At 74.3% G+C, this 23,530-nt stretch carries 26 protein-coding genes; 10 read left to right on the forward strand and 16 right to left on the reverse strand.

The features are described 5' to 3' along the window. Window positions 1-212: 212 nt before the first annotated feature. The gene (locus KG102_RS05425) at window positions 213-725 is read left to right on the forward strand and encodes a hypothetical protein (RefSeq protein WP_208289330.1); all 513 of its coding nucleotides are present in this window, start codon (window positions 213-215) and stop codon (window positions 723-725) included. 9 nt (window positions 726-734) lie between these two features. Next, the gene (locus KG102_RS05430; RefSeq protein WP_208214187.1) at window positions 735-2,150 is read left to right on the forward strand and encodes a flotillin family protein; all 1,416 of its coding nucleotides are present in this window, start codon (window positions 735-737) and stop codon (window positions 2,148-2,150) included. A gap of 12 nt (window positions 2,151-2,162) precedes the next feature. On the opposite strand, the gene KG102_RS05435 is transcribed toward KG102_RS05430, so the two are convergent. Continuing rightward, a complete protein-coding gene (locus KG102_RS05435) occupies window positions 2,163-3,473 on the reverse strand; it encodes an NYN domain-containing protein (protein WP_208214185.1) in 1,311 nt (436 codons plus the stop codon). Window positions 3,474-3,542: 69 nt separating this feature from the next. After that, complete coding sequence (locus tag KG102_RS05440; protein ID WP_208214183.1) at window positions 3,543-4,217, reverse strand: hypothetical protein; 675 nt, start codon at window positions 4,215-4,217, stop codon at window positions 3,543-3,545. A gap of 74 nt (window positions 4,218-4,291) precedes the next feature. On the opposite strand from KG102_RS05440, the gene KG102_RS05445 reads away from it, so the two are divergent. Further along, window positions 4,292-4,882: a carboxymuconolactone decarboxylase family protein gene (locus tag KG102_RS05445; protein ID WP_208289329.1), complete on the forward strand. Its 591-nt coding sequence runs from the start codon at window positions 4,292-4,294 to the stop codon at window positions 4,880-4,882. Window positions 4,883-4,884: 2 nt separating this feature from the next. Here KG102_RS05445 and KG102_RS05450 read toward each other — a convergent pair whose 3' ends face one another. Genes KG102_RS05450 through KG102_RS05470 form a run of 5 tightly spaced genes read right to left on the reverse strand, consistent with a single transcriptional unit; the run spans window position 4,885 to window position 9,690 of the window. Further along, on the reverse strand, window positions 4,885-6,003 hold the full coding sequence (locus tag KG102_RS05450; protein WP_208214179.1) for a bifunctional 2-methylcitrate synthase/citrate synthase: 1,119 nt from the start codon (window positions 6,001-6,003) through the stop codon (window positions 4,885-4,887). 51 nt (window positions 6,004-6,054) lie between these two features. Next, complete coding sequence (gene prpB, locus KG102_RS05455) at window positions 6,055-6,948, reverse strand: methylisocitrate lyase (RefSeq protein WP_208289328.1); 894 nt, start codon at window positions 6,946-6,948, stop codon at window positions 6,055-6,057. Next, window positions 6,948-8,474, reverse strand: a complete 1,527-nt coding sequence (locus KG102_RS05460) for an MmgE/PrpD family protein (RefSeq protein WP_208214176.1) — start codon at window positions 8,472-8,474, stop codon at window positions 6,948-6,950. The genes prpB and KG102_RS05460 overlap by 1 nt, the downstream gene beginning before the upstream one ends. A 47-nt stretch (window positions 8,475-8,521) precedes the next feature. Next, complete coding sequence (gene mtnN / locus KG102_RS05465; protein ID WP_208214174.1) at window positions 8,522-9,241, reverse strand: 5'-methylthioadenosine/S-adenosylhomocysteine nucleosidase; 720 nt, start codon at window positions 9,239-9,241, stop codon at window positions 8,522-8,524. Then, window positions 9,238-9,690 (reverse strand): S-ribosylhomocysteine lyase, encoded by a 453-nt coding sequence (locus KG102_RS05470; RefSeq protein WP_208214336.1) that lies wholly within the window; start codon window positions 9,688-9,690, stop codon window positions 9,238-9,240. The genes mtnN and KG102_RS05470 overlap by 4 nt, the downstream gene beginning before the upstream one ends. Before the next feature lie 98 nt (window positions 9,691-9,788). Between KG102_RS05470 and KG102_RS05475 the strand changes: the two genes are divergently transcribed. Further along, on the forward strand, window positions 9,789-10,256 hold the full coding sequence (locus KG102_RS05475; RefSeq protein WP_208214172.1) for an NUDIX hydrolase: 468 nt from the start codon (window positions 9,789-9,791) through the stop codon (window positions 10,254-10,256). A 1-nt stretch (window position 10,257) separates the two neighbouring features. Here the strand turns inward: KG102_RS05475 and KG102_RS05480 are convergent, their stop codons facing one another. Genes KG102_RS05480 through KG102_RS05490 form a run of 3 tightly spaced genes read right to left on the reverse strand, consistent with a single transcriptional unit; the run spans window position 10,258 to window position 12,890 of the window. After that, a complete protein-coding gene (locus KG102_RS05480; protein ID WP_208289327.1) occupies window positions 10,258-11,295 on the reverse strand; it encodes an NAD(P)/FAD-dependent oxidoreductase in 1,038 nt (345 codons plus the stop codon). After that, window positions 11,292-11,816, reverse strand: coding sequence for an isoprenylcysteine carboxyl methyltransferase family protein (locus KG102_RS05485; protein WP_208214169.1), 525 nt, complete (start codon window positions 11,814-11,816; stop codon window positions 11,292-11,294). Before KG102_RS05485 ends, KG102_RS05480 begins: the two co-directional genes overlap by 4 nt. After that, on the reverse strand, window positions 11,817-12,890 hold the full coding sequence (locus KG102_RS05490) for a type III polyketide synthase (RefSeq protein ID WP_208214167.1): 1,074 nt from the start codon (window positions 12,888-12,890) through the stop codon (window positions 11,817-11,819). Window positions 12,891-12,944: 54 nt separating this feature from the next. Here KG102_RS05490 and KG102_RS05495 point away from each other — a divergent pair, with 54 nt between their 5' ends. Further along, window positions 12,945-13,838: a UbiA family prenyltransferase gene (locus tag KG102_RS05495; protein ID WP_208289326.1), complete on the forward strand. Its 894-nt coding sequence runs from the start codon at window positions 12,945-12,947 to the stop codon at window positions 13,836-13,838. A gap of 7 nt (window positions 13,839-13,845) precedes the next feature. On the opposite strand, the gene KG102_RS05500 is transcribed toward KG102_RS05495, so the two are convergent. Then, window positions 13,846-14,616 carry a pentapeptide repeat-containing protein gene (locus tag KG102_RS05500; protein WP_249667482.1) on the reverse strand — a complete coding sequence of 257 codons (771 nt, stop codon included), beginning with the start codon at window positions 14,614-14,616 and terminating at the stop codon, window positions 13,846-13,848. A gap of 112 nt (window positions 14,617-14,728) precedes the next feature. Here KG102_RS05500 and KG102_RS05505 point away from each other — a divergent pair, with 112 nt between their 5' ends. Continuing rightward, a complete protein-coding gene (locus KG102_RS05505) occupies window positions 14,729-15,334 on the forward strand; it encodes a ClpP family protease (protein ID WP_208289324.1) in 606 nt (201 codons plus the stop codon). Next, window positions 15,334-15,933: a ClpP family protease gene (locus KG102_RS05510; RefSeq protein ID WP_208289323.1), complete on the forward strand. Its 600-nt coding sequence runs from the start codon at window positions 15,334-15,336 to the stop codon at window positions 15,931-15,933. Before KG102_RS05505 ends, KG102_RS05510 begins: the two co-directional genes overlap by 1 nt. Window positions 15,934-15,940: 7 nt before the next feature. Here the strand turns inward: KG102_RS05510 and KG102_RS05515 are convergent, their stop codons facing one another. Beyond that, window positions 15,941-16,321 (reverse strand): helix-turn-helix domain-containing protein, encoded by a 381-nt coding sequence (locus tag KG102_RS05515; protein ID WP_208289322.1) that lies wholly within the window; start codon window positions 16,319-16,321, stop codon window positions 15,941-15,943. 94 nt (window positions 16,322-16,415) lie between these two features. Continuing rightward, entirely contained in the window at window positions 16,416-17,888 is a 1,473-nt protein-coding gene (locus KG102_RS05520) for an outer membrane protein assembly factor BamB family protein (protein ID WP_208289321.1), read from the reverse strand. A gap of 68 nt (window positions 17,889-17,956) precedes the next feature. Between KG102_RS05520 and KG102_RS05525 the strand changes: the two genes are divergently transcribed. Further along, window positions 17,957-18,331 carry a hypothetical protein gene (locus KG102_RS05525; RefSeq protein ID WP_208289320.1) on the forward strand — a complete coding sequence of 125 codons (375 nt, stop codon included), beginning with the start codon at window positions 17,957-17,959 and terminating at the stop codon, window positions 18,329-18,331. 4 nt (window positions 18,332-18,335) lie between these two features. Here KG102_RS05525 and KG102_RS05530 read toward each other — a convergent pair whose 3' ends face one another. From KG102_RS05530 to KG102_RS05540, 3 genes are read right to left on the reverse strand one after another with little or no spacing between them, the layout of a single operon-like run. Further along, window positions 18,336-19,196, reverse strand: a complete 861-nt coding sequence (locus KG102_RS05530) for an ABC transporter permease (RefSeq protein WP_208289319.1) — start codon at window positions 19,194-19,196, stop codon at window positions 18,336-18,338. Then, the gene (locus KG102_RS05535; protein ID WP_208289318.1) at window positions 19,183-20,178 is read right to left on the reverse strand and encodes an ABC transporter ATP-binding protein; all 996 of its coding nucleotides are present in this window, start codon (window positions 20,176-20,178) and stop codon (window positions 19,183-19,185) included. Before KG102_RS05535 ends, KG102_RS05530 begins: the two co-directional genes overlap by 14 nt. Next, complete coding sequence (locus KG102_RS05540; protein ID WP_208289317.1) at window positions 20,175-21,425, reverse strand: LolA family protein; 1,251 nt, start codon at window positions 21,423-21,425, stop codon at window positions 20,175-20,177. The genes KG102_RS05535 and KG102_RS05540 overlap by 4 nt, the downstream gene beginning before the upstream one ends. 90 nt (window positions 21,426-21,515) lie before the next feature. On the opposite strand from KG102_RS05540, the gene KG102_RS05545 reads away from it, so the two are divergent. Further along, window positions 21,516-22,169 (forward strand): response regulator transcription factor, encoded by a 654-nt coding sequence (locus KG102_RS05545; RefSeq protein WP_208214149.1) that lies wholly within the window; start codon window positions 21,516-21,518, stop codon window positions 22,167-22,169. Then, window positions 22,166-23,482: an ATP-binding protein gene (locus KG102_RS05550; RefSeq protein ID WP_208289316.1), complete on the forward strand. Its 1,317-nt coding sequence runs from the start codon at window positions 22,166-22,168 to the stop codon at window positions 23,480-23,482. Before KG102_RS05545 ends, KG102_RS05550 begins: the two co-directional genes overlap by 4 nt. Window positions 23,483-23,530 lie beyond the last annotated feature (48 nt).

A 23,530-nucleotide genomic window follows, 5' to 3' on the forward strand; every position in this document is an offset into this window, starting at 1 on the left:
GACGTCGGCAAGGCCCGGCGCCGGGCGGCGACCGCGAGAGCGGGGAGCCCGTCGGCGATGCGCCGGCTGACGCCCGGGCGGTCCGGTGCTTGCGCCGTTCGGCTGGTTCGTCCGACCGAAGGGGGCGCCAGAGCGCAAAACGCCCACGCGGGCGCCCCTGAACGCGGTATAACCGACGCGCCCACACCCGCGCGGATCGAGGACGCCGACACATGCTCTTCTTCTGGGTCATCGCCGGCGTCGCGCTGCTGCTCCTGGTCCTGGTGGTGACCGTCGGCGATCTCTTCGACGGCGTGCTCGACGCCCTGGACTTCACGGGCGGCTACCTGTCGTCCACGGCCGTCCTGTCGTTCCTGGCCACCTTCGGCATCGTCGGCGGTCTCCTGCTGGGCACGACGGACGTGAGCCTGCTGGTCGCGTCGCTCGGTGGGGTCGTGGCGGGCGCGGTGGTCGGCGCAGGCGCGGCCGTCGCCACCCGCTCGCTGACCGACGGACCCACGGCACACCAGATCACCAGCAGCGACTACGTCGGTCAGGCCGCTACCGTGACCACCTCGATCCCGGCCGTCGGGCTCGGGCAGGTCTCGCTCGTCGTGGCCGGGCAGAGCACCGCGCTCGCGGCCCGCGCGGACGGCCCCGTGCCCCTCGGCGCAGGTGTCACCGTCGTGGCCAACCTCGGTCCGGGTGTCGTCCAGGTCGCCACCACGTCGTCCCTCTCGCTCTAGGAGCTCCCTGTGCTGCTCGAACCCTTGCTGCCCGTCGTCGGCGTGGCCGGCCTGGTCCTCGTCGTCCTGGTCGTCGGCATCGCGATCGCCAAGCGGTACCGGGTGGCCAAGCCCAACGAGGCGTTCATCGTCACGGGGCGCAAGGGCAAGACCTCGGGCGACCTGTCCGGGCAGAAGGTCGTGACCGGCGGCGGCGTGTTCGTCCTGCCGTTCGTCCAGCAGCTGTCCGTCCTGGACATGTCCTCGCGCCGGATCACCGTCGAGGTCAACGGCGCGCCGTCGTCGCAGGGCATCGCGCTGACCGTCTCCGGAGTCGCGATCGTCAAGGTGCACAACGAGGACGTCTCCATCCGGGCGGCGGCCCAACGCTTCGGCAGCCAGCAGGAGGAGATCGACAGCTTCACCACGAACCAGCTCTCGGGAGCGCTGCGCGCGATCGTCGGCAACCTGACCGTCGAGCAGGTCATCCGCGACCGCGAGTCCTTCTCCCAGCAGGTGCTCGAGTCGGTGACCGGGTCCCTCACGGCGCAGGGCCTGAGCCTGGACGCGTTCACCATCCAGGAGGTCACCGACCACGGCGGCGGCACCTACATCCTCGACATGGGCCGCGCGTCGGCCGCGGCGATCCGCCGGGAGGCCGAGATCGCCGAGGCGGAGGCGCGCCGGCTGTCCGAGGAGAAGCGGATCCACGCCGAGACCGAGGTGGCCAACTACCAGCGGGCACTCGACCTGCGGCAGGCGGAGATCCTCGCCGAGACGGATCGCGCGAAGGCGCTGTCGGCCTCGGCCGGCCCGCTCGAGGCGGCCGCCCGCCAGCAGGAGATCCTCGCGCAGGAGGAGCTGGTCGCGGAGCGTCAGGCCGCCCTGACAGAGCGTCAGCTGGACACCACGGTGCGCCGCCCGGCGGACGCGGAGCGCTACCGCCTGGAGCAGCAGGCCGAGGCCCAGCGGGTGACCGCGGTGAAGGCGGCCGAGGCGGCCAAGGCCGAGAACGAGCTGCGGGGCGCCGGCGAGCTGGCACTGCGCACGGCGCAGGCGACCGCCACCAAGCTCGAAGGCGAGGCCGAGGGTGCCGCCGTGCTGGCGCGCGGCAGGGCGGAGGCCGAGGCCCTGCAGCAGCGGGCCGAGGCGTACAAGGAGTTCAACCAGGCCGCTGTGCTCGACCGCCTCCTGGAGACGCTGCCGGAGGTGGCCAAGCAGCTGGCCGCTCCGATGGGCAACATCGAGACGCTCACCGTGGTCTCGACCGACGGGGCGTCCGCCCTGCCGAAGGCCGTCGCAGGCAACTTCGTCCAGCTCCAGGAGCTGATCCGGTCGACCACGGGGCTCGACCTGACGCAGATGATCGGCGCGCTCACGGACCAGCCGCACGCGGCCCCGGCGACCGTGCGGCCCACGAACGGGTCGCCGACCGCCGGGGCCTGAGCGCGGCGGGCCTCAGCTCTCCAGGAGCCCGCCGCCCACCCAGGTGGTGATCGCGGCGACGTCACCGGTGCTCAGCTGCATCCTCGCGCCGCGGCACAGACCGACCACGTTCTCCGCCCACGCCAGCGCGAGGTCGCCCGCCTTGGTCGTCGACTTCAGGTCGAGGCCCGTGAAGATGATGCCGCCGATGACGAAGTTGACCGTAGAGCGGCCGATCTTGGCGCCCGCCTTCTGGCAGGCGTCCCGCACGCGCCTCGAGGTCTCGGCGCGGTCGAACGGGTGCGTCTTGAGGTCCGCCGCCAGGGCGGTGAGCAGCACGCGGTAGTTGGCCTGGCTCAGACCGGGGGTGTCGGTCACGGCGACGACCTGCCGCTGCAGCGCGCTCGGCGCCGTGTCGGAGACCGCGCCGGGCAGGTCGGCCTCGCCGAAGCGCTTCGGGTCCCAGACGAAACCCGGCGGTCGCGACGAGACGCCTACCTCGGGGACGACCTTGGCCAGCCACGGCAGGAACCCGCCGGTGCCCGCCCAGCGCGACTCGGGCAGCGCCGGCTCGGTCTTCTGCGCGAGCTGCGCGATCGCGCCGAGCGGCACGGGCCGGTCGGCGGTCTGCACGCGCTGCAGGACGGCCTTGCGCGCCGCGGTGCTCGCGCGCGGCTCGGTGACCGCGGCGGTCTCCTTCTTCGCCCGCGCGGGCGCGGTGGTGGTGGCGGCCGGCGCCGAGGCGACCGGCGCCTCGACGGTCGGGGCCTCCACGGCCAGGGTGGACGCCGTCTGCGTGACCAGGTCCGCGAGCTCGTCGGCCGTGATGACGGTGTCGGCGACCGCCCGGTAGGCGCTCGCCGCCGGGCTGGCGGTCATGATCGTCACCCGACGGTCGGCCGCGCGGCACCGCAGGGCCAGCGGCGTGAAGTCGGCGTCCGCGGAGACGATCACGAACTCCTCGTACTGCGTGGACGCGGCGAGCGCGTCGACGGCGTCGAGCACCAGGTTGATGTCGGCGCTGCTCTTGCCCTGCTGGGTCAGCGACGGGCAGTCGACCACCTGGAAGCCGGCGCGCGTGAAGTTGGGCCGGAACTGCGAGAACCGCGACGGGTTGAGGTAGCACGCGCGGATCAGGAACCGCCGCGTGAAGTCGCCCTCGGAGTCCGTGCCGGACTCCAGCTCGCTGAGCCAGTGGGCCGGGTTGGTGGCGAACGCCTCGGCGGCCGCGGGGTCCAGGCGCTGCAGGCCGATGTAGACGTTGTCGAAGTCGACGAACAGCGCGGTTCGAAAACGCCGAGCGGTGTCGTCGCGGTCGGCAGGGGTCACGGTCGAAGATGTCACCAGAGCATCTTCCCTGCTGAGGCCCCGTGATGTGGAACGCGACGCTCGGTCGGTCGTGGTTCGGGGCGGTCAGCGGACCCAGACGCGCAGCCGGCCGACGGTCTCGAACCCGACCGCGACCGGTGCGGCGAGCGCGTCTCCGGCCTCGTAGCCGACCAGCGGGTGGGGACCCAGCTCGCGTCGGGCGAGGGCCACCAGGTCCGACCACACGAGTCCGGCCGCCGCCCGGTGGGCCTGCACGTTCGAGACGCCGATGGCCACGTCCGGCCCGGTGCCCGACCGGTTGAGCGCCGCCACGGCGATCGGACCGTCGGCGTCGGACGCCAGGAGCAGCCGCACCGCGGGATCCGCCGGCACGCCGGGGGTGATCGAGTCGGAGCCGTGCGCGGCGAGCCACCGGGGGAGCGTGGTGGCGTCGACCACCCGCCACGGCAGCTCGGGAGCCGTCGGCTCCCCGGGGGCGCGGGTCAGCCAGTCCGCCTCGAACAGCACCTCGTAGCCGTGCGGGGCCAGGTCGAGGTCGGCGAACGAGTCCTTCACCGACGCCCCTGCCGAGTCGTCGATCACCGCGAGCACGTCGTCGACCCGGGTGCCGGGTTGCAGCGTGACGGCGTCCGGGTAGGCGTCCGGCGACCGGGTGGTGGCCGACCAGTTGCCGTCGTGCGCGACCGTCCGAAGCCCGGCCGCCCGGCAGACGAGGTCGCACCAGGCGGCGTTGTTGGCGGCGGGGATTCTCGCGTCCATGACCCGTCATCCTGTCGGTTCGCGGCTGTGCGCGCGATGATCGGCGGAGCACACCGCCCGCCCGAGGAGGACGCATGGCCTGGATCCGTGGTGCGACACCGGACGACGACCCCGCGGGCGAGGTGACGGCGGCGTTCGACCGGGACCGGGCGACGCTCGGCCGCGTGGCCAACTACACGCGCGTGTTCGCGCACCGGCCCGCCGTTCTGCGCGGCTGGCAGGGCCTGAACGGCGCGATCAAGGGCATGGACCCGAGGCGGTACGAGGTGGCCACCACCGCGGCCGCGCTGCGCCTGCGGTCCAGCTACTGCGCGCTCGCGCACGGCGACGTCCTGGCCTCGAAGCACATGAGCGCCGAGGCGGTGCGCGCGCTGGCGGACGGTGGAGAGTCCGACGAGCTGACCGAGGTGGACCGCGCCGTCGCGCGACTGGCGTCCACCGTCGCCGCCGGGGCCGCCGACATGCAACCGGAGGACCTGGACGAGCTGCGCGCGCTCGGGTTCGCCGACGACGAGATCCTCGACGTCGTGCTCGCCGCCGCGGCGCGGTGCTTCTTCAGCACCGTCCTCGACGCGGTCGGTGCACTGCCGGACGCGGCCTACCGCGCCCTCGACACGCCGTTGCGGGACGCGCTGACGGTCGGGCGGCCGATCGAGGCCACCTGACCTCAGAGCACGTCGCGGCGCGCGGGTCCGGTGTACTGGCTGAGCGGCCGGATCAGGGAGTTCGCGCCCAGCTGCTCCATCACGTGCGCCGTCCAGCCGGTGATGCGGCTGGCCACGAACAACGGGGTGAACGTCGGGGTGTCGAAGCCCATGAGGTGGTAGGCGGGTCCGGTGGGGTAGTCGAGGTTGGGCAGGATGTTCTTGCGCTCGGTCATGGCCGCCTCGAGGGCGTCGTACAGGGCGAGCATGTCGGGCCGGTCGTAGTGCTCGACCAGCGTCACCAGCGAGTCGCGCATGGTGGGCACGCGGGAGTCGCCGTGCTTGTAGACGCGGTGACCGAAGCCCATGATCTTGCGCTTGCCGGCCAGCGCGTCGTCCAGCCAGGCGGCCGCGCGGTCCGCGGTGCCGATCTCGGCGAACGTGGCCATGACCGCCTCGTTGGCGCCGCCGTGCAGCGGTCCCTTGAGCGCGCCGACCGCGGCGGTGACCGCGGAGTGCAGGTCGGCGAGCGTCGAGGCGACCACGCGCGCGGTGAACGTGGAGGCGTTGAAGGAGTGCTCGGCGTAGAGCACCATCGACACCTCGAACGCGTGCACCACGACGGGGTCCGGCACCTCGCCGAACGTGGCCCACAGGAAGTTCTCCGCGAACCCCAGGTCGTCGCGCGCAGCGACGGGATCCTGGCCGCGGCGCCGCCGCTGGTCCAGCGCCACGACCGCGGGGAGCTGCGCGAGCAGACGCACCGACTTGGCCAGGTTGGCCTCGCGCGAGGAGTCCTCCGCGGTCGGGTCGTGCGCGCCGAGCACGCTGACCGCGGTCCGCACGACGTCCATCGGGTGGCAGGTGGTCGGCAGCGACATGACGGCGTCGACGACCGCGTCGTCCAGCACCCGCTGCGAGCGCTCGGCGGCCTGCAGCTCGGCCAGCTGGGCGTCGCTCGGCAGCTCGCCGTGCCAGAGCAGGTACGCGACCTGCTCGAACGAGCACTGGTCCGCGAGCTGCTGCACCGGGTACCCGCGGTAGAGCAGGGAGTTGCTGGCGGCGTCGACCGAGGAGACCTCGGTGGTGTCGACGACCACGCCGGCGAGCCCCTTGTGGATCTGGACGTCGGTCTCGGTCATGCGGTGTGCCTCCATCGTCGTTGACGGAACGGGGTGCTGCGGTGGTGCTGGTCAGAGCCTGAAGTTGAACACATCCGTGTCGAACTGACCGTAGGCCTCGTAGTCGAGCAGCTCGTAGAGCTCGGCGCGGGTCTGCATCCGGTCCAGGAGCCCGGACTGCGTGCCCTCGGCGCGGATGGTGTCGAGCCCCGCCATGGCCGCGCCCATCGCCAGCCGCAGCAGCGTCACCGGGTAGATCACGAGGTTGATGCCGAGGTCCTCGAGCTGCTGCCGCGTGAGCAGCTGTCCCTTGCCGAACTCCGTCATGTTGGCCAGCAGGGGCACGTCCACGGCGGCGCGGACGGCGGCGAACTCCTCGGGACCGGTCAGGGCCTCGGGGAAGATGGCGTCCGCGCCGGCGTCGACCAGGGCCTTGGCGCGGTCGATCGTGGCGGCGAGGCCGTCGACCGCCCGGATGTCCGTGCGGGCCATCACCAGGAAGTTCGGGTCACGGCGACCGTCGACGGCCGCCCGGATCCGCTTCAGCGCGGTGTCCTCGTCGACCACCGTCTTGCCGTCGAGGTGACCGCAGCGCTTGGGGTTGACCTGGTCCTCGATGTGGCAGCCGGCCAGCCCGGCGTCCTCGAGCCCCTGGACGGTCCGGGCGACGTTCATGGGCTCGCCGAAGCCGGTGTCGGCGTCGACGATCGCGGGCAGGCCGGTCATCCGGGCGATCTGCCCGGCGCGCACCGTCACCTCGGTGGCCGTCGTCAGCCCGATGTCCGGCAGCCCCAGGTCCGCGGACAGCACCGCGCCGGAGACGTAGACCCCGTCGAAGCCCTTGGCCTCGATCAGCCGGGCCGACAGCGGGTTGAAGGCGCCGGGCAGCTGCAGCAGGCGGCCGCTGGCCAGCCCGTCCCGCAGCGCGACGCGCTTGTCCGCCGCCGTGGTGCTCGCGTACAGCATCAGAAGAGTCCTTCCGGGGTGCGCACGGTCTCGAGCAGCCCGGCCGGGGCGACGACCGTCAGCCCGGCCAGCTCGTCGGCGCGCAGGGAGCCGAGGCGCTGCGCGACGTCGAGGAACCGCTCGATCTCCGCATCGTCCAGCACGCCGGTCGCCAGCGCACGGAACTTGGCCACGTACTGCTCGCGGGCGAACGGTCGGGCGCCCAGCGGGTGGGCGTCGGCGACCGCGATCTCGGCGACCACGACCTCGCCGTCGGTCGTCGTGATCTCCACCCGGCCCCCGAACGCCTTCTGGGCCGGGTCGGTCGAGTGGTAGCGCTCGGTCCAGGCGGGGTCCTCGGTGGTGGTGACCCTCTGCCACAGCGCCACGGTGTCGGCCCGGCCCGCACGCTCGGGCGTGTATGAGTCGACGTGGTGCCACGCGCCGTCCTGCAGCGCCACGGTGAAGATGTACGGGATCGAGTGGTCGAGCGTCTCGCGCGAGGCCGTCGGGTCGTACTTCTGCGGGTCGTTGGCCCCGGAGCCGATGACGTGGTGCGTGTGGTGCGAGGTGTGGATGACGATCGAGGCCACGTTCGCGGGGTCGGTCAGGTCCGGCCGCTCGCCGTGCAGGCGGCGGGCCAGGTCGATGAGCGCCTGCGACTGGTACTCCGCCGAGTGCTCCTTGGTGTACGTGTCGAGGATCGCCGTCTTGGGCTCGCCCGGTGCCGGCAGCGGGACGTCGTAGGCGGCGTCCGGACCGTCCAGCAGCCACGCGATGACGCCGTCCTCGCCCTCGTAGATCGGCGTGGGAGACGTCTCGCCGCGCATCGCCCGGTCGACCGCCTCGATGGCGACCTTGCCCGCGAACGCCGGGGCGTAGGCCTTCCACGACGAGATCTCGCCCTTGCGCGACTGCCGCGTGGCCGTCGTGGTGTGCAGCGCCTGACCGACCGCGTGGAAGATCACCTCGGGGGACAGGCGCAGCAGCGTGCCCAGGCCGGCCGCGACCGACGGCCCCAGGTGCGCCACGTGGTCGATCTTGTGCTTGTGCAGGCTGATGGCCCGCACCAGGTCCACCTGGATCTCGTAGCCCGTGGCGAGCGCGCGCACGAGCGCCGCCCCGTCGGCGCCGGTGTGCTGCGCGACCGCCACGATCGGGGGGATGTTGTCTCCCGGGTGGGAGTAGTCGGCCGCCAGGAACGTGTCGTGGTAGTCGAGCTCGCGGACCGCGACGCCGTTCGCCCACGCCGCCCACTCGGGCGAGACCCGGGTGGTCGGTGCCACGCCCGAGACCGTCGCCCCGTGCTTCGGCCCGGCATACGGGTGCGCGAGCGCCTGGGCGCGGGCCGTGGACGGCGGGGTGCGCGTCAGCGAGGCGACCGTGACCGCGGCGTTGTCGATGACCCGGTTGATGATCATGTCGACGACGGCGTCCGGGACCTCGACCGGGTCGGCGGCGACCTCCGCGATGGCCCAGGCCAGCTGGTCGGTACGGGCCAGTCGGTCGGCGCTCGGGTGCACTCGCACGGCATGGGTCTGGGTCATCTGCTCGCTTCCTCGGGAGTCAGTGCGGTCGGGGGTGGATCAGTCGGTCAGCGTGCGTGTGCCATGTCCCCGACGGCCAGCCGCCGCAGGACCTCGATGACGACGGCCGCGGAGCGGTCCGCGGCGTCGTCCACGTGCGTGAGGAAGTCCGCGCCGGCCACGGGACCGCACAGGTCCGAGATGCCGCGGACCGACAGGAACGGCACCCCGTACAGGTGGGCGGTGTGCGCGAGCGCGGCCGACTCCATGTCGGTGGCCATGGCGGTCGGGAACGCCTCACGCATCCGGTCGATGCGGCTCGCGTCGACGAACGCGTCGCCGGACAGGATCGTGCCGGACAGCACGCGCAGGTCGACCTCGGCGGTCGCGGCGGCGTCGTGCAGCACCTGCTCGGCCTCGTAGACCTCGGGCATGCCCGGGACCTGACCCAGCACGTACCCGAACGCCCGCGCGTCCGCGCCGGAGTACTTGTACTCCGACCCCACGACGACGTCGCCCACCCGCACGTCCATCCCCACGCCACCGGCGCTGCCGGCGCTGATGACCGCCCGCGGGTGCGTGCCCTGGATGGCGACGGCCGCGGCGGTCGCGGAGTTGACCAGCCCGATGCCGCACTGCACCAGCAGCACCTGGCGGCCGCCGATGGTGAGCAGCCGGTGCTCGGCGTGACCCATCTGCGTGGGGTCGCCGACCACCTCCGCCCGGGCGCGGAACGCTGCGGACTCGTCGGGCATGGCGGTGACGACGACCGCGTCGACGGCGATCACGCGGTCACGTGCTCCCACTGGTCGCGGGCACCCAGGAACGTGCGGGCCGCCTCCTGCGCGCCGGTGAGCGTGTGGTTGGCGCCCCAGCCGCACTGGATCTCGTTGGCGGCCGGGACCTCGGTCGCCGTCGTGATGTCGGTGAGCGTGTCCTCGACCAGGGCCAGGACGTCGTCGTACGCCCACTCGCCCTGCAGGATCAGGTAGAAGCCCGTCTGGCAGCCCATCGGCGAGAAGTCGACGACGCGCTCCGAGTGGTTGCGGGAGTGCTCGGCGAAGAGGTGCTCGAGGGAGTGCACGGTCGCCATCTCGAGGTGCGCGACGTTGGGCTGCGTGAAGCGGACGTCGTACTTCTGGATGACGTCCCCGGCGGGCAGCTGCTTGGTGTCCGCCAGGCGCACGTACGGCGCGGCGACGGTCCGGTGGTCGAGGTTGAACGACTCGACGTTCATTCGGGGCTGGTTCACGGCACAGGTCCTTCTCGATGGGCGACGCCGCCATTGTCCCCCGGCGGGGCCGCACGGCCGAACCGGCCTCGTACGATCGCCCGGTGGCCATCCCCGAGTTCATCCTCGCCCTGCGTGCCGTCGTCGGTCACCACCCGCTCTGGCTGTCCGGGGTGACCGCGGTCGTCCTGCGCGACGACCAGGTCCTGCTCGTCAGGCGCGCGGACGACGGTGCGTGGACGCCGGTGACCGGGGTGATCGACCCGGGCGAGGAGCCCGCCGTCGCCGGTGCGCGCGAGGTGCTCGAGGAGGCCTCCGTGGTCGCGGTCGCCGAGCGGCTGGCGTGGGTGCACACGCTGCCGCCGATGGTCTACGACAACGGCGACCGCGCGCAGTACCTCGACCACACCTTCCGGTTCCGGTACGTCTCGGGCGAGCCGTTCCCCGCGGACGGCGAGAACACGGAGGCGGCCTGGTTCCCGCTCGACGCGCTCCCGCCGATGTCGGCCGAGATGCGCGCGCGGATCGCGAGCGCCCTGTCGCCGGACGGGCCGGCCGCGTTCGCCTCCTGAGTCAGCGCGCGAGCCGCTCGACCACGGCGCCGTACAGGCCGGGCGCCCTGACGGCGAGCGGCACGATGCCGCGCCGCAGTGGCGACCCGGCGGCGGCGACCAGGCCCGTGGTCAGCACCCGGTAGTCGCGCGTCGCGGCGGTCCACGCCTTCTCGTAGGCGGCGTTGGAGCGCGGCACGTCGTCGCCGAGCGTGCCCACCGCGGCCCGCGCCTGGGCGAGCCCCACCCGAACGCCCTCACCGGTCAGCGCGTCGACGTACCCCGACGCGTCCCCCACGAGCCGCACGCGGCCGGCGGTCCGGCGCACCGTCTGCTGGAGCAGCGGGCCCGCGCCGCGGACCGGGTCGAGCGGCTCCGCGTCGCCCAGGTGCCGGCGCAGCGCCACGAAGGCGTCGAGGGTCTGCCCGTAGTCGTGCCGTGCGGGCCCCAGGAGCGCCACCCCGACTACGTCCTCGGCGACGGGGGTCACGTACGCCTCGACGCTGCGGCCCCAGTGCACCTCGACCAGGTCCGTCCACGGCGTCGCGCGGAAGTGGCGGCGGACGCCGAACCGCCGGCCGGCGGTACGTCGGTGCACGGCGAGGCCGACCTGGCGGCGCACGGCCGAGTGCAGCCCGTCGCACGCCAGGAGCCAGCGGCCGCTGATCCCCGCCGCGCGGACGGACGTCTCGTCCTGCTCGACCATCCCGGCGCGGCCGGTCACGATGAGCGCGCCGAGCTCGACCGCACGCCGCGACAGGGCCGCGTGCAGCACCGTGCGGCGGACACCGAGCCCGGGCGCGGTCGCGAACAGGTGGTCGGCCGTGTGCGTGCCGCGCAGGTACCGGATCCCGGTCAGGGTGTGCCCGGCGGGGTGCACGCCGAGGCGCGTGAGCGCCGCGACCGCCCCGGGCATCAGCCCTTCGCCGCATGCCTTGTCGACCGGTGTCGCCCGGGGCTCGACGACGATCACCGACAGCCCCGCCAGGCGCCCCTCGATCGCGGCGGCGAGCCCGACCGGGCCGCCCCCGATGATCAGCAGGTCGGTGTCGGGCGTCATGCCGGGGCCGGGCTCACCGACCGCAGCGCGCGCTCCTCCGCGGGGATCCGGAAGCGCAGCAGGAGCACGGCGTTCAGCACGGTGAACGCGATCGCGGTGACCCACGCCGTGTGCACCAGGGGGAGGGCTGCACCCTCGATCGCCACGGCGACGTAGTTCGGGTGGCTCAGCCACCGGTACGGCCCGCGCCGGACCAGCGCCATGCCCGGGACCACGATGACGCGGGTGCTCCACTGCTTGCCGAGCGTGGCGATGCACCACCAGCGCAACGCGTTCGCGGCGACGACGAGCGCCAGCGCCGTCCAGCCGAGCGCGGGGATGAAGGGTCGGTCGGCGACGTGCACCTCGACGAGGCAGGCGATGAGCAGCCCGGAGTGCAGCGCGACCATGGGCGGGTAGTGCCGCTTGCCCGTCTCGATGCCGCCGTGCGCGAGGGCCCAGGTGACGTGTCGTTGCGACACCACCAGCTCGGCCAGGCGCTCGAACGCGACGACGACGATCAGCCAGTCGTACCAGATCACCTAGGACTCCTCGGGCCAGCGCAGCAGGACGGTCTCGGTGCAGACCCCGGGACCGATGGCGAACAGGACGCCCGCGGACCGGGGGATCTGCCCCCCGGTGGCGAGCTCGTCGGCCAGCACGTGCAGCACGCCCGACGACGACAGGTTCCCGACCCGGGCGAGCGACCGCCAGCTCGCCTCGAAGGTCTCGTCGGGCAGCTCCAGCGCGTTCGCGGCCGCCCGCAGGATGCGCGGGCCGCCCGTGTGCGCGACCCACGTGCCGACGTCCGCGACCTTCAGGCCGTGCGCGGCGAGCAGGTGCACGACGCTCGGCCCGAGGCTGCACTCGACGATCTCCGCCAGCCCGGCCGCCAGCACGATCCGGAAGCCGCCGCTGCCGATGTCCCAGCCGAGGGCGCCCGCCGTGTCGGGGTACATCGCGCTGCGGGTGTCGACGACGTCGACCCCGCCCACCACGTCATGCGCGCGGTCGCTGCCGACCATGACGGCCGCGGCGGCACCGTCGCCGAACAGGCCGCTGGACACGATGTTCGCCATCGAGTCGTCGCCCTGCTGCAGCGTCAGGGAGCACAGCTCGACCGAGACGAGCAGGGCGACGTCCTGCGGGTGGCCCTGCAGGTAGTCGCGCACCCGTGCGATCCCGGCCGCTCCCGCCACGCAGCCCAGGCCGAACACGGGGAGGCGCTTGACGTCGGCGCGCAGGCCGAGCCGGTCGACCAGGAGGGCGTCCACCGACGGGGCGGCGATCCCGGTGATCGAGGTGAACAGCAGGAAGTCGACGTCCGCGGCGACCAGGCCGGCGGCATCGAGCGCCTGCCGGCACGCGTCCGCTGCGAGCGCGGTGCCCACGCGGACGAACGCCTCGTTCGCGGCGGTGAAGGTGGTGAGTCCGGCATACTCGCCCAGCGGCAGGGCGAGGTGGCGGGTCTCCACCCCGGTCGCGGCATGGATCCGCGCGATCGTCGCGCGGCGTCGGGGGTCCGAGGAGAGCAGTGGGGCGATCGTGGCCGTGATCTCGCTCTGGGCGTGGACGTGCTCCGGCAGCACGGGGGCGACCGAGGCAATGCGGACCATTCGGGCATCGTGCCACCCTTGGGCGCGTCCGGCACGAGACGGGGGTCACCACCGATGAGCTCTCATCCGACCAGGGACGACGACGCCGTCCGGGCGGACGCCGCCCCGGCTCCCCGGCGGGGCCTGCGGCGGGCGGCCGACCTGGCGCTGGCGTCCCATCCCGGCCCCACCGTCGTGGTGACGGCCTTCTCGCTGGCCATGGCCGCGGGCGCCGGTGCGTCCGCCCCGGTCACGGCCCTCGTCGGCGCCGCCATCCTGTCCGGCCAGCTCTCGATCGGCTGGTCGAACGACTGGGTCGACGCCGGACGGGACGCGGCGGTGGGCCGCACCGACAAGCCCGTGGGTACCGGCCGCCTGCCGGTCTCGACGGTCCGTGCGGCGGCCCTGGCGGCAGCGGCGGCCTGCGTGCTGCTGTCGTTGGCGCTGGGCTGGCGGGCGGGCCTGGTGCACCTGGCGACCGTGGCGTCCGCGTGGGCCTACAACCTGCGCCTCAAGAGCACCGTGTGGTCGTGGGCGCCGTACGCGTTCTCGTTCGGCTTCCTGCCGATGGCGATCGCGCTCGCGCTCCCCGGTGCGCCCGTCGCCGCCTGGTGGGCCGTCGGCGCCGGCGCGCTGCTGGGCATCGGTGCGCACGGCGCCAACGTGGTGCCCGACCTGCAGGACGACCGGGCCACCGGCGTGCGCGGTCTGCCGCACCGGGTGGGTGGCACGGTGACGAGCATCGGCAGTGCGCTCGCCCTGCTGTCCGCCACGCTGCTCGTCGTCCTGGCGCCCGCCGGTCCGCCGAGCGCCGCCGCCGCCGCGGTCCTCGTCGCCGCTGTGGGCCTCACGATCGCCGGGACGGTGCTGGCGCTCAGCGGCGGCCGCAGCAGGCTGCCGTTCGCGTTCGCGATGGCCGTGGCCGCGGTGGACGTCGTGCTCCTGGTGCTCTCCGACTGGGTCCGCTGACGCCGCGTCACCAGTGCGCGGGCGGGGCCATACCGGTCGGCAGGCGGGTGGTCGCAGCGCCCTGGGCGGACGCGACCTGCGGCGGCGTGAGGAAGAGGGCGTCCGTCAGGTCGGCGCCGGCGAGGCGCGCACCGCGCAGGTCGGCCCCGAGCAGGTCCGCCAGGCGCAGGTCCGCGTCACGCAGGTCGGCGCCGATCAGGAGGGCGCCGCGCAGGTCGGCACCGCGCAGGTCGGCGCGCGCCAACGTCGCACCCGTCAGGTCGGCGCCACGGGCTCGTCGGGCCGGCAGGCCGTGCCGGGCCAGCGCGCTCACCCGGCCCAGCAGCTCCCCGACGCGGGGCTGCAGGTCCGGACCGTCGGCGGCCTCGGACACCTCCGCGCGGACGCGGGCGACCTCCTCGTGCAGCGCTGCGGCGGCGGGGACCGCGAGCGCCTGGGTCAGGTACCAGAGGAGCTCGTGCAGCCCGCGCATCGCGGTGAACGCAGCGAACATCTCGCCGGCGATCGCCGGCTCGTCGCGCCAGGTGCGGCCGCCGAAGAGCTGCTGCGTGACGCGCTGACCGGCGCCGAAGCACTCGTAGACGGTGCAGCCGGGGAACCCGCGGGTGCGCAGGTCGGCGTGAACGACGCACCGGAAGTCCGCCTGCAGGTTGCGGCACGGGGTGCCGGCCGGCTTGTCGAACGCGAAGTCCGACGAGCGCTGGAACGCGTGCGCGACGCAGCACAGACCGGCGCAGCGCGCACAGTCCGAGGCCAGCTCCAGCGGGCGACTGCTCACTCTCCGAGCGTAGGCGTGTCTGCCTGCGGCAGATCTGCGCAGGGCGGATTCGCACGCGCTCCATGCCCCGGCGGTGCGACGGTCGAGGAGAACACCGACACCGGAGGAACCCATGGTCGAGACACCCACGATCCGCCCGTTCGACGACGACCTGTCCACCCGCCTGCTGCACCAGCGCATCGTCGTGCTGGGTCAGGAGGTCGACGACCCCGTGGCCAACCGCGTCTGCGCGCAGCTGCTCCTGCTCTCGGCGGAGGACCCGCGTCGCGACATCTCGCTGTACATCAACTCCCCGGGCGGCTCGGTGAGCGCCGCCCTCGCGATGTACGACACGATGCGGCTCATCCCGAACGACGTGTCGACCCTGGCCATGGGCCTGGCGGCGAGCGCGGCGCAGTTCCTGCTCAGTGCGGGCACGCCGGGCAAGCGGTTCGCGCTGCGGCACTCGCGCGTGCTCATGCACCAGCCGTCGGGCGGCATCGGCGGCACCGCGGTCGACATCGCGATCCAGGCGCAGAACATGGCCCACGTGAAGCGGACCATGCAGTCGCTCATCGCGGAGCACACGGGTCAGACGGTCGAGACGATCGAGCGCGACGCCGATCGCGACCGCTGGTTCACTGCGCAGGAGGCCCAGGCGTACGGGTTCGTCGACCGGGTGGTCGAGCACCTCGACGACGTGCGCCCGGACGCCGCGCTGCGACGGGCGGGTCTGTGATGGCCGGCCAGTACACGATCCCCGTGGTGATCGAGCAGCGGCCCACGGGGGAGCGCGCGTCCGACATCTACTCGCGGCTGCTCACCGACCGGATCATCTTCCTGGGCACCGAGATCGACGACGGCGTGGCCAACGTGGTGATCGCGCAGCTGCTCCACCTGCAGTCCGAGAGCGAGGACTCGCCCATCAACCTCTACATCAACTCCCCGGGCGGCTCGATCACCGCGCTGCTGGCCGTCTACGACACCATCCGCTACATCAAGCCGACCGTGGCCACGTTCTGCCTCGGCCAGGCGGCCTCCGCGGCGGCCGTGCTGCTCGCCGCGGGCACGCCGGGCAACCGCCACGTGCTCGAGCACGCCCGGGTGCTGCTGCACCAGCCGTCTGGCGGGTCGGAGGGCACCGCGGCGGACCTGGAGATCCAGGCGCGGGAGATCACGCGGCTGCGCGAGCAGGTCGACGAGATCCTGCACCGGCACACGGGCCAGCCGCTGGCCAAGCTGCGTGCCGACACCGAGCGGGACCTGATCCTCACGGCGCAGCAGGCAGTCGACTACGGGCTGGCCGACCGCGTGGTGACGACGCTGAAGCGGGGGTGACGGCCAGTCAGGCGGCGAGCAGGAACCCGTCGTCCGCGCGGGCCGTCAGCGTGGTCACGCCGGCCAGCTCACGCCCCGCGCCCGCCCGCGCGGCGGCGGGCGCGGTCAGGTCGACGACCACGCGGCCCTCCGCCCGCGCGAGCTGCGCGTGCGCCGTGCCGACGAGGTCGACCAACCGCAGCCCGAGCGCCCGGCACACCGCGGCGAGCACCTCCGACGAGGCCTCCTTCCGACCGCGCTCGACCTCGGACAGGTACGCGACCGAGACGCGGGCGTCCTGGGCGACGTCGCGCAGCGTGCGGCCCTGGTCCTCGCGCCGCTCGCGCAGGACGGCGCCGACGAGCCGGCGCAGCAGGGGCTCGGATCGGTGCTCGAGGTGCGGCGTCATCGCGTCCTCCGGGTGCGTCGGCTGGTCCTTGCCACGCTAGCCCGCGCGAGCACCCGGTCGCCCGCGCGACCCTTCTGCCCTGAGCGGACGCCGTTCAGCCGAGCTCGACCTGCCGGTCGCTGGCCGCGTCCCGCCCGACGAGCGCCCGGCCGACCGATCCCAGCTCGATCACGCCGTCGGGGTAGCTCGCGCGGAACAGAGGGATGCCGGTCGCCGGGTCGTACGCCGCGAGCGCCGGGACGCCGCTCGTGCCGGTGCGCTCGAGTGCCGCGAGGACGTGGGCGCCGTCGGTGAGCAGGGCCGACGGCGTGAGGCCGGTCAGCTCGTCCGTGCGCCACAGCTCACGACCCGACCGCCCGTCCAGGGCCACCACGGCGCGCTCGGTGGTGACCACGACGCGCCCGCGGACGACGAGCGCGGTGGTCGTGGAGCGCACGTCGGCCGACCAGAGCTCGTCCCCGGTCGCGTCGTCCCAGGCGTGCAGCGACCGGTCGGCGGTGAGCAGCAGACCGGGCACGCTGCCGTCGTCGACGCCGACCGTCACCGGGGTGCCGTCGACGGCGACGTCTCCGGCGGGATCGCCGTCCGCCGCGAGGAAGGTGGCGCGGGAGGTGCCGTCGAACGCCTGGCCGAGGAGGACCAGCGTGTCGTCGCGCGGGTCCGTCTCCAGGCCCCAGCCCCAGCCGGCACCGGGTGTGTCGCCGCCGGGAGCCGTGATGCCGTCGCGGACGACGGCACCCTCCGAGGACAGGAGCGTCAGCTCCCCGCCCGGCATGGACACCGCGATCAGGTCGCCGGCGCGGAACACCGATGCGTCGCGGGGCCCGGGGGTCCAGGCGTCCTCATAGGTCCACCGCTGCTCGCCGGTGAGCGGGTCGTAGGCGGTCACGGTCATCGACTCCCCGCGCAGGCCCCCGACGACCGCGAGCGAGGGGAGCGCCGCGATGCTCGTGCCCTGGGCGAGCGGCCGGCGCGCGACGACAGACCCGTCGGCGGTGTCGAGAACCACCAGCTCGGTCGAGGTGGCCGGGACCTCCTCGACCGCGCCGGTGTCCAGCACGCGCCGAGCACCGTCGGTGACCACGCAGAGCACGTGGTCGGCGGCCGCCGTCCCCGCGCCCCGCGGCTCGTCCGTGGTGCAGACGGTGTCGCCGAACGTCCGCACGGTGTCCGCCAGGACGGGGGTGGCACCGAGCAGTGCGGTGGTCCACCCGCGGCCCTGGTCGCCCGGCACCATCCACCGGTAGCTCTGCGCACCGTCCTCGCCCCGGATCAGCGTGCCGGCGGGCTCGCCCACCAGGGTCACCAGGTCCTGGGGCCCGAGCGTGCGCAGCACCTCGAGCGTGTCGTCGACGGGCGCGAGGACCCCCGGCACGCGAGCGAGCCGCGCCTGGGCGGCGTCCTCCCGCGACGCCGTCACCCACTGGACGGCGCCGAGCGCCAGCACGACGGCCGCCGCACCGGCGGCCCACCGGCGCGGGTGGCGCGTCCGCGCCGGGGCGGACCGGGGTTCGGGGGCGTCGGCCTCGTGCAGCTCCACCTGCTGCAGCGCGCCCCTGCGTCCCATGGCCGGACAGTACGACACCGCGACACGCCCTCGACGGCGGATCGCGCGACGCCACGTACTGTCGGGCGGTGCGCGAGCGTGACGACGTCCCGGGTCTGACGGCGTGCTCGCTGTGCGCGGGGGAGACCCTCGACGGCACCGACCCCCTGCCGGGCGGTCAGGCGGAGCGGCTGCGCAGGCTCGCCGACACCGGCGCCGCGCGGCTGACGTGGGTCGAGTGCCTGGACGAGTGCGAACGCGGGGACGTCGTCGTCGCGCGTCCCGCCGGTCGGTGCCGACGCGCCGGCGCCGCACCGGTGTGGTTCGAGCGGCTCGCCGGCGAGGACCTCACGTCCTCGCTCGGGACATGGCTGCGCGCCGGTGGCCCGGGTGCCGCCTCCGTCCCGTCCGCGCTCGGGGGCCTGGTGGTCGACCGTGCCGAGCCGGTCGAGGGGACGGCGTGACCGCTCAGCTCGACACGTCCGCCGTGGTGAACCGGCTCCACGCCAGCGCCCCGAAGATCACCACCCAGGCGGCCTGCAGCGCGAGCCCCTGACCGAGGACCCCCCAGTCGGGCTCGAGCCGGAGGAACTCGGCGAAGTCCAGCCAGTGGTGGGTCAGCAGGGCGGGGGCGACCGTCTGGAGCTGGGGGAGCTGGTCGAGCACGCCGCAGACGATCGCGGTGACGACCGTCGCGGCCATCGCGCCGACGGGCACCTCGGTCAGCGTCGAGAAGAACAGCCCGACCGCCACGAGCCCGGTCATGGACAGCCCGACGTAGAGCACGACCGCGGCGACCCGCACGATCCCGTCGCCGAGCGGGACGGTGGTCCCCGACAGCAGGGTGACGCCGCGCAGGCCGAAGAACGCGGCACCGGCCACCACCCCGACGACCGCGATCGCCAGCACCGCCGATGCCGCGAACGCCAGGGCGCCGACGGCCTTGACGGCGAGCAGCCGGCCGCGCGCCACCGGGACGGTGAGCAGGTACCGCAGCGTGCCGGCGGCGGCCTCGCCCGCGATGGCGTCCCCCGAGGCGATGCCGATGGTCAGCGGCAGCAGGAACGGCAGGCACAGGAACAGCGACGCGATGACCAGGAACAGCCCGTTGCCGGTCACCCGGCCCACGAATCCGGGCCCCTGCCCGTCCAGGGCGGTGTCCTGCGAGAGGAACAGCACCGTGCCCAGCAGCAGGGGCACGAGCGCGAGACCGGTCAGCAGGACCAGGTTGCGGCGCCGCCCGAGCACGAGGCGCAGCTCGCTGCGCACGAGCCGCAGCAGCGCGCCGCGCACCGGGGTCGGTGCGGTCACGGGCTCAGCGAGCGACATCGAAGCCCTCCCCGGTCAGCTCGACGAAGATCTGCTCCAGGTTCGGCCGGCGCACCTCGAGGCCCAGCAGGTCGACGCCCGCGTGCACGAGAGCCGCGGACGCCTTCTCCGGGGGCACCACGCCCAGGAGCGCGGAGACGGTGACGCCCTCGGCCTGCACCTCCGTCAGGCCCAGTCCCGTCAGCACCTCCCCGGCGGCGCCCACCTGGTCCACCGACGTCCGCACGGACAGCCGGGGCAGGCCGCGTGCGACGAGCTCGGCGCGGTCGCCCTGCAGCAGCAGGTGGCCGGCGCTCATGATCCCGACGTGCGAGCAGACCTGCTCGATCTCGGCGAGCAGGTGCGACGACACCAGCACGGTCGTGCCGCCCTCGGCAAGCTCGCGCACCAGGGTGCGCACCTCCCGGGTGCCCTGCGGGTCGAGGCCGTTGGTCGGCTCGTCGAGCACCAGCAGCTCGCGGGGGCGCAGCAGTGCCGCCGCCAGCCCGAGCCGCTGCTTCATGCCCAGCGAGTACTGCCGGTACGGCTTGCCGGCCGCCGCGGCGAGCCCGACCCGGTCGAGCGCGTCGTCGGCGCGCCGCCGGGCCGTGCGCGGATCGGCGGTCGCGTCGCTCGCATCGAGGCGCGCGAGGTTGGCCAGGCCCGTCAGGTACGGGTGGAAGGCGGGCCCTTCGACGAGCGCGCCGACCCGCGGCAGCACGTCGGCGCCCGCCTCGGGCATCTGCCCGCCCAGCAGGGACGCGCGTCCGCTCGTCGGGCGGACCAGGCCCAGCAGCATCCGGATCGTGGTCGTCTTTCCCGAGCCGTTCGGCCCGATGAACCCGTAGACCGCGCCGCGGGGGACCCGCAGGTCGATGCCGGCCACCGCCACCTGCCCGGAGCGGAACCGCTTGGTCAGGCCGTCGGTCCGGATGGCGAGGTCACGCCCGGACGCGGCGACGGCCGCACCCGCAGGTGCGGCCGTCGCCGTCGGGTCGCTCACCGGGCCGCCATGGCCTGGAGCGTGGCGCCGGGCACCGCGCCGACCAGCACGCGGCCGTCGTCGGTCACCAGCACGGACAGCAGCGCGGAGGAGAGCAGGCGCCCCTCCGGGACGGGCGTGGTCAGCGTGTCGTAGAGCGCCGTGGTGTCGAGGTCGCCCAGCGGGGACCCGGAACCCTCCTCGGGTGCGAACTCCGAGTACAGCTCCTCGGCCCCCTTCGAGCCGAAGGACTTCTCGACACCCGGCAGGCCGGCCGCGGCCGGGTCACCGGCCACCAGGGCCGCCACGTCGAGGCCGGAGGCCTGCACGACGGTGTCCCAGCCCGTGCCGCTGACGGTCACGCCCTCGGGCAGCTCCGTGCTCGGCGTTGCAGCCTCGGCCGGGGGATCGGGGAGCGGCACGACCACGTCGCGGGTCGACGCCCCGGCGGGGGCGGAGAACGCGAGGACCGAGTCGGCCGGCGTCGCGAACGACACGTCGGTGAACCCGAGCTCGAGCGCCGGGGTGCGGCTGTCGGACGTCCCCCACACCTGGACGCGCAGCGGAGTCGACGTCTCCGCGTCCACGGCCACGACGATCCGTGCCACGAGCGTCGTGTCGCTGCGCGGCGTCACCACCAGCTGGTAGGCAGCGCGGCCGGCCACCTCGGTCTGCGCGTCGAGCGTCACGGTGGACGACTCCTCGGCGAGCCCGACCGCCTGGCGCCCGGCCTCCTGCGGCGTCGGCAGGTCACCCTGCACGGGCAGCTCACCGGCCTCCGCCTTCGCCTCCAGCTCGTCGAAGCGGACAGCGTCCGCCGCGCTCAGGGCGTAGTGCACGACCGCGTCGTCCCTGCTCGAGTACGTCCACGCCTCGGGCCCGTCCTGGACCACCGAGAACTCCGACGTGGGACCGAGCAGCGCGACGCGCGACCGCTGCTCGCCGTCCGACCAGACGCGCAGCGTGGAGCTGCCGCCCAGCAGGTTGATCGGGTCCGCGCCGCTGACCGCTCCCAGCGGGAGCTCCGGCAGCCCGAGGCGGGCCGTGTAGACCACCGTGCCGGACAGCGCGGAGGGCTCCGCGGCGGCCACCTGGGCGGCGAGCTCCTCGGGGCTGATGCTCGGCAGGCCGGCGTCGTCCGCGGAGGCGAACAGCGGAGGGGCGGCGAAGGCCAGCCCGACCGCGACGGCGGCCACCACCGGGACGGCCCAGCGGGTGCGGGCGGAGAGGGCGGTGCGGCGGGGGTTCGTGCGACGCGGCTCGTTCATGACCCCACTGTGCCTCGCCCACGCTGAGGGCACGCTGAGAGAGCGCAGCCGAGCCTGCGCCGGGGCCCCGCGCGGTGACATGCTCGCGGCATGCGGGTCCTGGTGGTCGACGACGAACGCGCCCTGGTGCGCGCCCTGCACCGCGGCCTGACCGCCGAGGGGTTCGCGGTCGACGTGGCCTACGACGGGCAGAGCGGGCTCGAGCTCGCCTCGCAGGAGGAGTACGACGCGATCGTGCTCGACGTGATGCTGCCGCGGCGCAACGGCTACGACGTGGTCACCGAGCTGCGCGCGCGGGACGTGCGGACGCCGGTGCTCATGCTCAGCGCCAAGGACGGCGCCTACGACGTGGCCGACGGGCTCGACGTGGGAGCCGACGACTACCTCACCAAGCCCTTCGCGTTCGTCGTGCTCGTCTCGCGGCTGCGGGCGCTGCTGCGCCGGCAGGGCCAGGTGCGACCCCCGGTGCTCAGCGTCGGGGACCTGACGCTCGACCCCGCCACCCGGCGCGTGACCCGCTCGGGGGAGACGGTCGCCCTGACCACGCGCGAGCTGGCGCTGCTGGAGTACCTCATGCACCACGCCGACCGGGTGGTCGGCAAGGTCGAGCTGCGCGACCACGTGTGGGACGGCACGGGAGAGGACGTCAACGTGGTCGAGGTGTACGTCGGGTACCTGCGGCGCAAGCTCGGCCGGGACGCCGTCGAGACGGTCCGCGGGGCCGGGTACCGCGTGGCGGGGTGAGCGTGCCGGGCGGTCGCCGCGGGGCCTCGCTGCGGCTGCGGCTGACGCTGATCGCGTCGGGCGCGGTGTGCGTCGCGCTCGTCGTGGGGGCGGTCGCGCTCACGGGCGTCCTGCGCAGCACCCGGGTCGACGCCCTGGGCGACGTGGCGCGCGACCGGGCGGCGACGGTGGCGGCGCTCGCCTCCGAGGACCGGCTCCCGGAGAGCCTGCCCGTCGCCGAGCCCGGGGAGATCGTGCAGCTGATCGACGAGGACGGCGCGGTCCTGGCGACGTCGCCCAACGCGAGCCGGACGCTGCCGGTGGTGCCCACCGACGTGCTGGCGGGCCTGAGCGGCGTGTCGACGACGCAGGTGAGCGCGTACGACGACGCGGCGCGGGTCGCCGTCCGGGCCACCACCTACCAGGGCAGCCCCGCGACCGTCGTCGCCACGGTGCCGCTGACCGAGGTGCAGGGCGTCCTCGACGCGCTGCGCGTGGCGCTCGCGGTGGTGGTGCCCCTGCTGACCGTGGCGCTCGGGGTGGTCGTCTGGCTCATCCTGGGGCGGGCGCTGCGGCCGGTCGAGGAGCTGCGGCGAGGTGCCGCGCTGGTCGCGTCGTCGGGCGGTCCGGGGTCGCTGCCCGTGCCGGCCCGCGACGACGAGCTCGGGGCGCTGGCCCGCACGCTCAACTCGATGCTCGACCGGCTGGAGGCGGGTGCCGAGCGGCAGCGGGCGTTCGTCGCCGACGCCGCGCACGAGCTGCGCTCCCCGCTCGCCGCGCTGCGGACCAGCATCGAGGTCGCGCGGGCGCACCCCGACTCCTACGGCACCGACGAGCTCGCGTCCGACCTCGAGGGAGAGGTGCTGCGGATGCAGGTGCTGGTCGACGACCTGCTGCTCCTCGCGCGGGTGGGCTCGACCCCGCTGGAGGACGCCGACCTGGACCTCGCGGAGGTGGCGCGCGACGCGGTGCGCCCGTCGGACCCGGTCACGGTCACGGGGGCGGGGCGTGCGCGCGGCGATGCGCGGGCCGCCGCACGCGTGGTGCGCAACCTCGTCGACAACGCCGTCCGGCACGCGGCGTCGCGGGTCGAGGTGGTGCTCGCCGACGGCGTGGTCCGGGTCGACGACGACGGCGCCGGCCTGGCACCGGCGGACCGGGAGCGGGTGTTCGAGCGGTTCGTGCGGCTCGACGAGGCGCGGGAACGGGATGCGGGCGGCAGCGGTCTGGGGCTGGCGATCGCACGGGAGATCGCGCGCGAGCAGGGTGGCGACGTGGTGCTCGGCGTCGCCGAGCTGGGCGGGCTGCGGGCCGAGCTGCGGCTGCCACGCTGACGATCGTCCGCCGGAGCCGTAGCGTGGGAACGGCGACCCACGGAGGTG

The sequence above is a fragment of the Cellulomonas fengjieae genome, assembly GCF_018388465.1.
In the GTDB taxonomy this organism is placed as follows: domain Bacteria; phylum Actinomycetota; class Actinomycetes; order Actinomycetales; family Cellulomonadaceae; genus Cellulomonas; species Cellulomonas fengjieae.